The organism is Acinetobacter sp. YH12144 (assembly GCF_013418345.1).
Taxonomy (GTDB): domain Bacteria; phylum Pseudomonadota; class Gammaproteobacteria; order Pseudomonadales; family Moraxellaceae; genus Acinetobacter; species Acinetobacter amyesii.
Genome location: NZ_VPCD01000012.1, coordinates 103,370 through 116,301, shown reverse-complemented (window position 1 = coordinate 116,301; position 12,932 = coordinate 103,370). Strand labels below are relative to the sequence as shown.

6 protein-coding genes and 1 pseudogene are annotated in these 12,932 nt (G+C 40.6%); 1 reads left to right on the top strand and 6 read right to left on the bottom strand.

Annotated elements, in window-relative coordinates; translation table 11 throughout:
• Positions 1-106 precede the first annotated feature (106 nt).
• From FTU79_RS09890 to FTU79_RS09870, 5 genes are all read right to left on the bottom strand, one after another.
• Complete coding sequence (locus FTU79_RS09890; RefSeq protein ID WP_179990508.1) at positions 107-961, bottom strand: hypothetical protein; 855 nt, start codon at positions 959-961, stop codon at positions 107-109.
• A gap of 98 nt (positions 962-1,059) precedes the next feature.
• A protein-coding gene (locus tag FTU79_RS09885) for an IS3 family transposase (protein ID WP_154320122.1) occupies positions 1,060-2,135 on the bottom strand; the annotation gives its coding sequence in 2 pieces (ribosomal slippage) (positions 1,060-1,883 and positions 1,883-2,135; 1,077 coding nt in all).
• 236 nt (positions 2,136-2,371) lie between these two features.
• A complete protein-coding gene (locus FTU79_RS09880) occupies positions 2,372-2,992 on the bottom strand; it encodes a hypothetical protein (protein WP_154320123.1) in 621 nt (206 codons plus the stop codon).
• Positions 2,993-3,010: 18 nt separating this feature from the next.
• Positions 3,011-10,054 (bottom strand): hemagglutinin repeat-containing protein, encoded by a 7,044-nt coding sequence (locus FTU79_RS09875; RefSeq protein WP_179990510.1) that lies wholly within the window; start codon positions 10,052-10,054, stop codon positions 3,011-3,013.
• Between the two features lie 86 nt (positions 10,055-10,140).
• Positions 10,141-11,898 carry a ShlB/FhaC/HecB family hemolysin secretion/activation protein gene (locus FTU79_RS09870; protein WP_154320126.1) on the bottom strand — a complete coding sequence of 586 codons (1,758 nt, stop codon included), beginning with the start codon at positions 11,896-11,898 and terminating at the stop codon, positions 10,141-10,143.
• A 305-nt stretch (positions 11,899-12,203) separates the two neighbouring features.
• On the opposite strand from FTU79_RS09870, the gene FTU79_RS09865 reads away from it, so the two are divergent.
• Complete coding sequence (locus FTU79_RS09865; protein WP_154320127.1) at positions 12,204-12,542, top strand: transposase; 339 nt, start codon at positions 12,204-12,206, stop codon at positions 12,540-12,542.
• On the opposite strand, the pseudogene FTU79_RS09860 reads toward FTU79_RS09865, so the two are convergent.
• Positions 12,527-12,829, bottom strand: a pseudogene (locus tag FTU79_RS09860) (transposase); the annotation flags it as partial. The gene FTU79_RS09865 and the pseudogene FTU79_RS09860 sit on opposite strands and share 16 nt — an antisense overlap.
• Between the last annotated feature and the right edge of the window lie 103 nt (positions 12,830-12,932).

Here is a 12,932-nt window from a genome sequence, read left to right as displayed (position 1 = left end):
TTGTTCCATTTTAGAGATTTGTTTAAGATAAGATATAACTCATTGAGATGTGTCATAGTATTCGTCGTTAGAAAACAATTATTGTGACATTATTTCAATGAGTTATCTATTTTTGTCGTGTACAGAGATTTTTTTCAATTTCATTTGCAAATTTCAATTCATCTAATTTATTTTCAGATGTTGAGGCTTCAATTTCTTTAACTTTCTCTGAATTAGTCCAATTATTAATCGTATTTGAATTGGTAACATGAGCGGCGGCAGTTAATGATGTCGCCAGCGCATCAAATCCTTGAGCTATTTCAGCTCCTACCGCACTATCTAAAGCTAAAGATTTTCCTGTCTCAATTGCTAAACGGACTGGGCCTGAAATCATTAGTCCTACCGCAAGTTGAACAGTACCTAAATCAACTCCAGTATCTTCACTAATCTGCTTTATATTATTTCCTAAATCAGCAATATTGCTTAATATCGTCATACCAACTGTGGTTTGGGTCGTAACTTTTGTCTCAATGTCAGTTCCTTTCGCATAAATTACTTCTTGTTCATTTACGCCTATTTTAGGTTGTTTAAAAATCGTTTCTAAACCAACACCAGATTGAGCTAATGTATCTAGTTGACTCTGAATTTCACTAAACTCTTTTGCTGCATAGAAAAAATCTAATTTAGAAAATAAAGCTTCAACTTCTTTTGGCTCTATCCCTCGTTTGAGCAATTCACTTGCAACTTTGTCACCAACTACACCCGTTTCTTTATATTCACTTGGTAAATTGTAAAGCCTTGCCTGAATATTATTTAGTGTTTGTAAAGCCTTATCTTTATACTCACCCGCTGGTAAGGCTTGTGCTAAATTTTCTGCACTTTGACGGAAATTCTCTGGCAAATCCTTCTGTTCTTGAATAATCTCCTGTCGTCCAGCTTCTGTCAGTAATCGATGATCAATCGTTACTGAACCATCCAGCATACCTGTGGTCTGATCACGAGTAATTTCTTGGGTATTGTTGATATCACGGTTGGTGGTATGGTAATCCTCCCATAAATAACCGAAGTTAAAAGCAGAGGTTAAGCAGCCATTAGAGGTGGCTTTCCTTTGTTAGCTTGATGTGGTCTTTCATGGTTGTAATGCCACAACCAGTTTGTTGCATAATCTTGTACTTCATCCAAAGTATCAAATAAATGCTTGCTCAGCCAACTATAACGTATGGTCCGATTATAGCGTTCAATATACGCATTCTGCTGTGGCTTACCCGGTTGAATATATTCAATACGAATACCATGCTCAGTAGCCCAGCGCACAAATTCGTGACTGATAAATTCGGGACCATTATCGCATCGGATCACTAACGGTTTTTCTCTCCACTCCAGCAATTGATTCAACGTACGAATAACCCTGATTGTGGGCAATGAGAACCCTGCTTCAATGGCTAGGCCTTCGCGGCGGTAATCATCAATCACATTCAATAATCGAAACTTGCGACCATCGGAAAGCTGATCATGCATAAAATCTAATGACCAAACCTGATTTTCTCGGATTGGTTCTTTCAATGGTTCAGGCGCATGCCGTTTTAGTCTTCTTCTCGGTTTAATACGCAGATTCAGTGCCAACTCACAGTAAATGCGGTAAACCCGCTTGTGATTCCAGCAGCAACTCTCAACATGCCGTAAATACGAGAAGCACAAACCAAAGCCCCAATCGGAATTTTCCTCAGTGAGTTCAATGAGCTGTTCAGCAATGAGTGCATTGTCATCGCTGAGTTTGGCTTGATAGCGGTAGCAGGTTTCACTAATGCCAAATGCTTTACAAGCCAAACGAATACTAATGGCATGCTGGGCAACTGCCTGTTGTGCCATCTTACGCCGGCAAGATGGCTTTACCACTTTTTTGCCATCGCTTCCTGGATGATTTCGGCCTTTAATCGCTCTTCCGCATACATCTTTTTAAGTCTGGTATTTTCGGCTTCTAGCTCTTTCAGTCGAGCCATTAATGATGTATCCATACCACCATATTTGGCACGCCATTTATAAAAGGTAGCATTACTCATGCCGTGTACACGGCAAAGGGTCGCTACAGGTGTGCCAGATTCTGCCTGTTTCAAGATGGACATGATCTGACTATCAGTAAATTTAGATGTTTTCATGCAGAATCTCCTGCTCGTATCTTAAGAGAAAATTCTACTTTTAGATCCTATTATTTTTAGGGGGGATTACCGTATCTTTCACATTCGTCACAGTACCTTGACCTAAGGTTGCCTTGGTCAGTTGTTCTGTTTCTTGCCCGCTGCTATTGATACCAATGGTCGTTGAACCTTTTGGAGCTGTAGAAGCTTCTTTAGTTCCCTTTTGTGGAATACCAATACTGGTCGATACATTAATTTCAAAAATTAAAATCCTTTAACGTCTTTCCTTTTTCATCCAATAATTTATATACAAAATCAGGTTCAATTTTTAAAAATAACTCAATAACATCATGAATTTTCCAACCATGTATTTCTGGATGATCAATGATTGAAATTAAATGTTCTTTTAAAAATGGAATATATTCTTTGAAGTCCTCATCGATTATTAAACCAAATAAAGAATCTATTCCAAAAGGTTGAGTATTAGCAAGCTCTATTATTTTGACAATATATGGAAACAATTTTTTTCTTGTTAAGGTACCTAGACCATGGTCAGATTTATCAGCCCAATAACGAATAAATGCTCTAAGAACATGTTGCAATGTATCATCATAACCATTTAGCCTATGATCAATAAAACCATTTAATTTATTGTTTTCAAATAATGCAGTTAAAGCATTAAAACCATAATCATCTCCCCAAAATGTCAACAATTTAGCAGCTTGGAATACAATATAGTCATCCGAATTTGTTAATAATTCTCTTAACTGTTCTATACGGCTAACTGAAATATCTTCAGCATCTAAGTCCTCTGCTATATCTGTATAATTGACACTATCAGGAATCTCATTTAATAAGTCTATAATCTTCTGTTCCAACTCTATACTCCTTACAAACTATTTCTTTATGTATTCTGATGGAACACAACCTTTGATTAAGCATTCCCCATCTCTAATAGCATGATTCAAATCTTTATTTGCATCTCTTAATTTATCTCGATTTTTTTTACTAGGATTACGATCATATTTCGCCTGAGCTGCATCGACTTTAGATTGTAATTCCTTTCTAACTTCGGTATGTGTCACAATCTGACTACCAGAAATCTTACCTGCATCAATATCTTCCTGCAATCGCTTCGTATCAATCTTAATTTGCTCACCACCATAATTTTTAGAATCAATAGCTATTGCTGGATCACTTGTTGAAATGTATGGTGTATTCTCAGAATTACCACCTCTAATATGAGATTGAACAGATCCTGTTCCTTCAGGGTTTGCAGCAACCAAATCACCTTTGTCATTTATGTAAGCTTTTGGTTTACCTTTATAATTTTCTGTAGCAGAAAAATCATGATCATTACGAGTAACATAATCAGGAACAGTAGGTTTTACTGATATTTCATCACTATTTTTAGCTTTTCCTTTCCCTGAAATTAGTGTCTCAGCAGCTATACCAACAATAAAAGTAGCACCTAGCTTTGCATTTTGCAGTGATTCCGCATAATTAAGACTTCGTTGAAAATCATCATCGCTTAGTCCAAGCTGTTTCAACTCACTAATTTTTTCAGACCGACTCCAATCATCATATAGACCATCTGAAAGTCCGTAGAGTGATTTTACTAAATGATCTGATACCGCATTTGTAGCATAATCAATATATTCTCCACTAAATTGATTAACTATATATCCTGCTGTTGCTTTTACAGGCCCTCCTAACAACACGCTAGCAGCAAGTTGTATTTTTTCAATGTCAACACCACTATCTACAGAAATTTTTTCTATATTTTTACTAATTTCTGCTGCCGCATGTAAAAATTTAAAACCTAGTAAATCCGTTTCTTTTACAGCAAGAGAACTATCTGTATTTTCAGCTAATATACTAATTAAGGAGTTTGAGTTGACTATTGGTTGCTCTTTAGAGAGCTCAGAATTAAGAATCTGTTCAATGCCACTACCATTCTGACTCAAAATATCTAATTGTTCTTGGACAGCAGATAATTTTTGAATTGCATACCAATAATTATCTGTATCTATAATCTTTTCGACCTCTTTAATTTCAAGACCATTTTTCAATAGCTCCCCTGCAACTTGCTGCCCATATTCCTCTAAACCCTCAAAATCTGCTGGTAAACTATAAAGTTTTGCTTGTATATTATTTAAACTTTGTAAAGCCTTCTCTTTATATTCTCCCTCAGGCATTTGCTTCACAATATTTTCAGCACTTTGACGGAAATTTTCAGGTAATTCCTTCTGCTCTTGAATAATCTCCGCCCGTCCACTCTTACTCAGTAAACGCTGATCAACCGTCACAGAACCATCCAGCATGCCCGTCACTTGGTCACGAGTAATTTCTTGCGTATTATTAATGTCCCGATTGGTGCTGTCTGGGGCATTTGCAACAGTCCCTTGACCCATCGTTGCCTTAGTCAATTGTTCTGTTTCTTGTCCACTGCTGTTAAGGCCAATGGTGGTTGAACCGTTTGGATATTTGGATTTTTCTCCATCTTTGTTGTTCGTGGTTTTGCCTATCGTCGTTGATACATTAAAACCACTGCTACTGTTGTAGTTATGATCTTCTATGTCTTTCAGCGCAAGTTCGCCTGAATAGTTCAGCTTACCGTGATCCGTTAATGTGCCGTCTTCATTCTTCGTCGCATTGGCAATCACACCACCAATACTGGTAATATTTTTAACACCCATCGCATCTAGATCAGCATCGTTCTGCGCATTGCCAATCAGCAGCTTACTAGTGTCATTTACCCATGCACTGTCAATGCTGCCCTTACTTTGGTTATAGCCAGCGCTGATATTGCTGGCTTTACCGTTAGAACCAAAACCTAAGCCAATATTTCCGCCTTTGCTGCTATTACTGCTAGTCTCTGTATCCTGCAAGCTTTCTACATGGATCTGATTTACTTGTAGATTACCTCGGTCAGCGATAGAAACCTCACCGCCCTGAATATTCAGTTTGTCTATTGCACCTTCAGTACGATTCAGCACAACTTCACTATTTACGTGGGTGAGGCTTTCGTTTTGTGATTGGCTGGTTTGCTTGCCTATTGAAGCACTGCCGCCACCGCCATAGGTATAGCTCACACTTTGGCTATTGGTTTTACTATTGCTGTCCTGTTTACTATGCTCGACGCCTGCAGTCACATTGAGGTCTTTGCTGCCATCAAAGGTCGTGGTGCCTGTTGCATTCACTCGGCTGCCTTGGATATTGATGTCTTGGCCTTCTGATTTAAGCTGAAGGTTATTTAAATCTAAGTTGCTACCTTGCCATTGGCTTTGTTCTGTATTCGTGGTCGTCGTAGTTTCAATCCTTTCACCATTGGCACCAATAGTAAAGCCATAGGTTGCACTGCTTGCAGCCGCAGATGCGGCTGCTGCCCCTACAGCAATCTGTGCACTTGCCACATTGGCCGTTGCCATTGCGACATTGGCTTTGCTGTCATCTAAGGCTCCTTTGGTAATTCGACCCGCTGCATAGTCACGTTGTGCTTGGCTATAATCATCTTTAGCTTTAGATAAGGCTTTAGTTGCATCTGCAACAGCTTCTACCGCTAAGATTGCATCTAAATAGGCATTGCGAATGCCGACTTCTGTACTGATGGTTTCAGTATGAGTCTTTTCTTCTGTGGTGGTTTTATTTTCATAACCGCCTATGTTAAGATTTCCTCGACCATGATCAATGATCGTATCACCTGTCGCTGTGATATTTTGGCCGAGGATATCTACACCTTCTGCACCTTGAATTGTTAAATTTTCAGTATTGATATTGCCTGACTTATGCGTTGTGGCTGTAGTTTTAACGGTATTCTCTGCGTCTTCAAGTACAAAGCCGCCCACTCGAATGCTGTCTTTATTCAGCTTAACCCCAAGACCTTGTACCGTTTCTTTGCTGTTTGACGTAACAGTTTTGTGTTGTTCTTCTGCTGCATCGAGCGTGACTTTTTTGCCCGCTAAGACCGTGTTCTGTGCATCAATGTTGCTACTGGTCAGTGTCGTTTGACCTGCTGAACCCACATAGACATTATTGGCACCAAGATCGGTCCCTGTTTGTGTTCTTTGCTCAGTCCGTGTGCTCGATGATTCTCCGATCGTGATCTTCGGTGCTTTTAATCCCGGAGCTAAAGCCTCAATACCCGCTAAGCCAACAGCAGTCACTTTCATTAAGTCTTTGGCAATGCCACGATAACCTTTTTGGGTTTCATCCCATTGCTGATCATTGGTTTCTAATGTCGTCAGACTGACATTTTCGGGCAGGGCATTACCATCTTTGGATTTTAAACTGCCATCCGCTTGGCGTTCGAATTGTTTATTGCCAATATAAATATTGTCTTGAGCTTGTATATCATTGGCTTGCAGCTCGATATTTTTACCGGCATTGATATCAACATTTTTGCCAGCTTTGAGCTGTGTTTGTGCAACATCTTCGTCGATATATCCTGATTGACGGTTTTTAAATTGAATTGTATTTTTCTTGGCTGTTTCCGTGCTCTTTATATCAGTATCAATATCTGACAAAAGTTTTACATTGCCTTGGTTTGCCGTAATTTGAATGCTGTCTTTCGCACCAGCTTGCAGGTGCGTGGCTTGAATATCTCCTGTTTGGCTATTGATCAGGATATTGCCACCCGATTGGATGTCGGTTGCAATCGATTGACTGGTCGAAGATTGGATTTTTTTATCTGTTGTAGAGAAGCCACCTTTTTCTTGGGCTGCAAGCTGAGAACTGCGTTCATCTCGTCCATTTTCGATCAAGACATTTTGTCCAGCATCAATCACTACATTGCCCGACGTACTGTTCAAGGTGCTGGCTTTAATCTGAGTATTGGCACCACTTTGCAGGGAAATATTTCCTTTCGCCTGAATCTGCGTCCCTACATCTCGACTCGAAGCATTCAGAATCTGATCCTTGTCACCTGCTGAGCTTAAATCACTGCGACTGACATTCACCGTAGAAAGATTCAGGTCTTGTCCCGCTTGGATCGCAATGCTACCTTGGCTTTGTAGATCTGATGCAGTCAGATTGATATTATTCTTGGCATTGGCAACCAGCTGACCATCCGCATCTTGTACATACAGCCCAGCAACACGGCCAATGTTTTCAGCGCTAAATTCACTTAAACCGTGCTTATTTTCAGTTTTAATCGTCGTGGTGATGTTGTTAATGTCTCGGCCCGCATCAAGGGCAAGGATTTGATTGGCGGTCATTGTCCCACCAATATTATTGATATCGGTGTGTGCTGTCGCAAAGACATCTCGACCTTGTATTAAGCCACCCACGTTATTAATGTTATTGGCTTCAAGACTCACCAATTGGCGTCCAGCAATACTGCCTTGGTTGTTTAAATCCCCACTCAGTTTTAAATTGACCGTCTCGCCTGCAATCAAGGCACCTTTGTTGTTTAAGTCCCCCGACTGTACCGCAACATACACTTTCGGTACCAAGACTTGGATTTTTTCGCCATCAACGGTAATGGTTTCTGTCACCAGCCACACCATATCACTGGTCAATCGAGCAATCTGTGCTTCTGAGAGCTTCACTCCAACACTTAAATTAAGATCTTTGGCAGCACTTACCCCAGAATCCATCAAGGCTTTGAATTGATCCTCGAAGTTCGTATAACCATCTAAATAAACTTGACCCGTCAGTTGTGCAATTTGGTCATTGACCAGTTTTTGCTCGTAATAACCATCCCCTAAACGTTTTTGCATATTTTGTGGGTTGGTCGTGAACATTTGCAGCATGTAATCACTGCCTAACCAATTTTTATAATTGGTAAAGGCATCGCTGCTTTCAATCAAAGGGCGGTTATTATTTTCTTTATTAACGCTGTATAAGGATTGCAGCGGTAAGCTGAGTTCTGAGGTATCACCATTTAATGTGCCTTGGTGAGCACCATCATATTTCACCACATCAAGTTTTATTGGCGTTACGATATCAGCTGGATTATAGGGTTTAACACTGTTCCACTTACTTCGTTTACTTGTACCTAATGTATTCCAACCTACATAGTGATACTGTGATGTCCCCGTTTTAATCACACGATGCTCACCCTCAGCATCAATATTATTCACTTCATTTTGTTCAATATTAATGCCTTTCGTCGCTAGAATTTGGCTCTTGTCATTGGTCAGGCTTTGGCCTTTTAGCGTCAGTGTGCCACCTGAAATAATCTCCGCTGGTGCACTGGAATCCACATAGTGTTGGGTTTCGTACTGGTTGTAGATATATCGGGTATAGTCTTCATATTTTTGACCATCCAGATAAATGCTGTCATAACTGCCACGACCTGTAATATGCGATGAATCAAGAATTTCAGCGCTTCCAGCACCTTGATAAGCGGTCACATCTTTGCGGGTTTCTGGTATTTCTTTGACACTTGAACTGAAATGCAAATTTCGGTTGGTCAAAATATCCACGCCTAAGTACATATCACCCACGGATTGAATACGTGCACTGGCATTGTCTAATAATGCGGCAGAGCCTTCTGCCATATGGTTTGCATTGAGTTGTCCACCAACAGTCAGCGCACCTTCGCTGGCAATTAAGGCTTGTTCTCGGTTTTCAATTTTTCCGCCTGCAATATCTAAGCGTTGACGTGCCGCAATCGTGCCTGCTTTGACATCGCCATTGGTTTGCTGTTCTGCATTGAGAAGATGCGCGGCTTGCAGGGCAATATGGTCACCATAGATTTGACCTGTACCCACGTTTTGGATGCCTTGACTGGCATCAATACGAGTTAAACCTTGGCTATTAATGAGGCCGGTATTGTTGACGTTTTCAGCCTGAATGCGTTGATCGCCTAGACTTAATATCTTGCCATTATTGTTTAAATCTTTTGCTTGAAGATTTAAACTCGCTGGGGTGCTATCGACTTTATTTTCTGCAACTACTGCACCGCTATTTTGCAGCTCGCCATTGGCACTGATTTTAATATGCCCGGCTGAAGCAAACACTTGCCCTGCATTGTTAATCCCAACCCCTTGTTCGGTACTGATTAAACTGATTTTGCCCGCATACATTCCGCCTAAGTGACTGGTATCAATGGCAAACTGTGGCACAGTGCCTGCCAACCCCGAAGCCGCCTGTATCGCACCAGCCTGCGGATTAACTTCAATATCATTTTGTCCAGCAACCACCGTCAATTCTTTAGCCCAAATCCCCGCATTGATCTGTGCAGCACGGCTGAGTAACTGGGTATAGTCGGCTTTACTGGCATCCAAGCCCTGACCTGTGATGTTAATCACCCCGTCACGGACTTGATAACCTGTCACTTGTCCATTTTGAATATTCGGATTGGCGGTACTTAAAGTCACCCCACCTGCATTGATAAAACCGCCACCATCGACATTAATCCCAGCTTGGTTGGCAATGATCACATCTGCTTTACGTCCACCGACCTCTACATAGCCATTTAAGTGACTTGGATTGCTGCCGTTCACCTGATTAACAATGACTTTGGCTTCACCGCCTGCAAGCCACGGATTGGCTTGGATATAACCCCCAAGCTGCGTTTGAGTATTTTGGCGGCTGTTATTTAAAATGACACCGTTCTGATTCACATCAAATTGCTGGTAGTGATTCACCGATACCCCAGCTTTGCTTGGGGTTTGAATATTCACCTGCGTTGTGCCATTGGCACTGTTCAATATCGTTGGACGCTGATTGCCTGCCGCATTCGAGTCTGCAACAACATTGCTGTGCGATACACCAATAGATGCATTGATCAGGGCAGTGCCTGTAATCAGCATCAATGAAAATGAAAGAACTTTTAAAGCTAAACTTTTTTCAGAAGCAACGACTGGTGTTTCAAGATCAACCGCTTTATTATTCTGTGTTGAGGCTTGTCCTGCAGCTGCGACATTTTCTGCAACAGCAATCATTTCACCACGGGTTTGACTAAAAATCGTTTTATAGCAGTTCTTATTCATTTTTCAATTACCAATGTGTCTTTATTTGGGAGATTTTTTCGCTTTAATACTACGAGCTCATTTTTTAGTTTGTACTTTTCTTTAGATCAGAATGAATAACTGGCACTAAAACCATAATTCAAATCATAATTTTGGAAATATTCAGGCTTCTTGATTGGTTTACCGATAAATATATCGTAGTAAAAAGTGCCACCCACCTTAAATTGACCACGTAGCCCCATCGCACCACCCACAAGGGTTTTACCTAAAAGCCATTGGGCAGATTGACCATCAACATGCCCAGCATCCAAGGCCATATAGAATTGATGTGCGGGAAAAATAGACATGGCTAAATCATTGCGCCAGTAGAAGCCACGGTCTGCTGCTAGGGTTAGGTCACCATCAAAACCGCGTACTGTATACCTTCCACCAATGGAAAGCCGGTCTTGGATGGTCAGCGGGGTGTCATTGTATTGCGCTCTAAAGGCACTTGAGTAGCTATATTGCTGGTTCTCAAATTGGAACGGAACATTCAGATTGGCATCTAGCGTCCAGATCTTCATCCGTGATGTACCTTCGTTCAGCGCTTCCTCAACTGCTGGTAATGAATCGAATGCACCTGTGCCTCGCTTATACCCTAGACTCAAATCCAGCACTGCAAATTGAATATATTCACGATGATCAAGGTTTAACTGCCAACCCGCAACATCTCTGCGCTGTATGGTCAGTTCGGCATCATCAATATAGCTTTTAGATTCTCGATGCCAGCCTTTCAAGGTCGCTGAGGTTTTACGCTTGGCATCCCGATAAAGCAATCGGGTCAAGCCTAAGTCTTGAGTCTGACTTTCTCCATTATAGTTATAGACATTATTGGTGCCTGCAACAGCTTGGTCATAATTGTATCGACTCGCATTGGCGCTGATCAGCCAGTTTTTATAAGGGACTGAATAATGAAGGGCATAGTTATGGGTTCCGCTCTTCACAGTGGTTCCATTTTGATCCGTAATCTCTTGCTGATCTGCTAAGTTACGGCCCATGGTGACGTAAAATAAGTCACTTCTAAATAAAGGGTTATCGACTGAAACGGTGATGTTACCTTGGTATTTACCGGTTTGACGACTACCGGCATCATCAGCACTTAAGGTCACGCGAATTGGAATTTTTCGCTGTTTCCATTTGACGATAACATCACTTTGATTGGGCGCATCTGCAGGAATAATTTGAATATCAGCTTCCGCTGTAGGCAGTCTTTTTAAGTTTTCTAAGCCTTGCTCTAAGTCACGTAAATTGAGAATATCGCCACTCTTCATTGGAAAGATATTTTTGGCATATTGAATTCGGCCTGCTCGGGTATTTTCCTCATCACTTAAATCGAGTTTGATTTCTCGAACTAATCCCGGAATGACGGTGAGTTTTAATACGCCTGTACTTAAGTTTTGAGGTGCAGCCAATATTCGTGTCGTAGTAAAGCCTCGGCCAATGATGATGTTCTGCGTTTGCGTCATCAACAGATTAATTCGCTGCTCACCCATGCATAAACCTGGAGTAAAACTTAAATCTTTTAACGCTTGTTGCACATATTGATCAAAATGCTTACTCATTTCGCCATCAAGTTCAACTGTCTTGATTTCAAAACAATTCTGATCTTCAAGGTCGGTAAGTTGTACAGCTTCTTTTTTTTGGATGACATCTAAATTAACATCACGTTCTGGTTGTATAATTTTTTCTAGTTCTGCTTGGCGCTGCTGGTTTCGAATCAAACCATCTATCGCTGGATCAAATGTTTCTGCAAATGCAAAAGGAGTAACAACAAAACCACCCAAAGTAAGCAAAATACTTTTTAATACTATATTTTTTTTGAACATAAATTTATTGCATGTTAAATTTTGCGCAGAAATTAACAAATAATGACCAAATATTCAATGGTATTTTATTTTTCAATTTCTCCCATTAGATTGTACCCCTCAATAGACACTTAACTTTCATTCTGCAGGACACCTTCACTTGCCACATGTGTCGTTGATAGCCAATCTGACCATTGTTCTTGATATAACTGTACCATATGAGCACTTGGCTGTTTTTTCGTAAGCGTCCGCTGAACACACCTTATGAATTCATCCTATAAGCCTTAATTTAGTCCCCACTTAAAAACAAGTGGGGACTTAAATTTATGACGACAAATAATCAGACATCCATCGCATCTCTAGCGAAAAAACGAAGAACATACAGTGCTGAATTTAAACAGCAGATCGTTCAGGCTTGTAAAGCACCTGACGTTTCAATTGCTTCGGTCGCTTTGCAACATGGATTGAATGCAAATCTTGTATCCAAATGGATTCGCTTATTTGATGGTAAACCAAAGAATGATCGCTCACCACCACCGAATAAACCTGCATTTATTGCCTTATCCTGCTCTGCACCATTAGATCCTATTTCTACTAATATGTTAACGGTTCAAATTGCTTTACCTCACTCAAAAGCAGAAATTGGCTTTGTGATACGGGTCTGATTTTTCTTGATAAGCTGTGGCTCAAATTTACCCTCACGATCTCTAGGGGTATCTAGTTCAAACTCACCATCATCAGTCAGTAGACGCTTCGTTGTGTAACCATTGCGAGCATTTTTACCTGTTCGTGGACTATTCTTTTCGTAACCTAAATGGTCGGTGAGTTCCGCATTAAGGGCAGTTTCAACAGTCAATTTCTTTAAAGCCCGACTAAAATTATTGAGATCGAGTTCGGTTTTTAGGTTCTTGGCTAACTCTTTAGCGAGTGCCAACATTGCTTCATCTTTCATGGTAAACACCTTTTGTTTGACCCCAACAACGTTGGGGGAGTTTAAGCGTTTACATAGTTTTATTTACAGTCTCAACAAATCCGAAAACAAGGCATCACCATTG

What these genes read in the sequence shown, in the direction of transcription:
- FTU79_RS09870 (WP_154320126.1), bottom strand. Translation starts at nt 11,898, where the DNA reads ATGTTCAAAAAAAATATAGTATTAAAAAGTATTTTGCTTACTTTGGGT.
- FTU79_RS09890 (WP_179990508.1), bottom strand. Translation starts at nt 961, where the DNA reads ATGCTGGATGGTTCAGTAACGATTGATCATCGATTACTGACAGAAGCT.
- FTU79_RS09865 (WP_154320127.1), top strand. Translation starts at nt 12,204, where the DNA reads ATGACGACAAATAATCAGACATCCATCGCATCTCTAGCGAAAAAACGA.
- FTU79_RS09875 (WP_179990510.1), bottom strand. Translation starts at nt 10,054, where the DNA reads ATGAATAAGAACTGCTATAAAACGATTTTTAGTCAAACCCGTGGTGAA.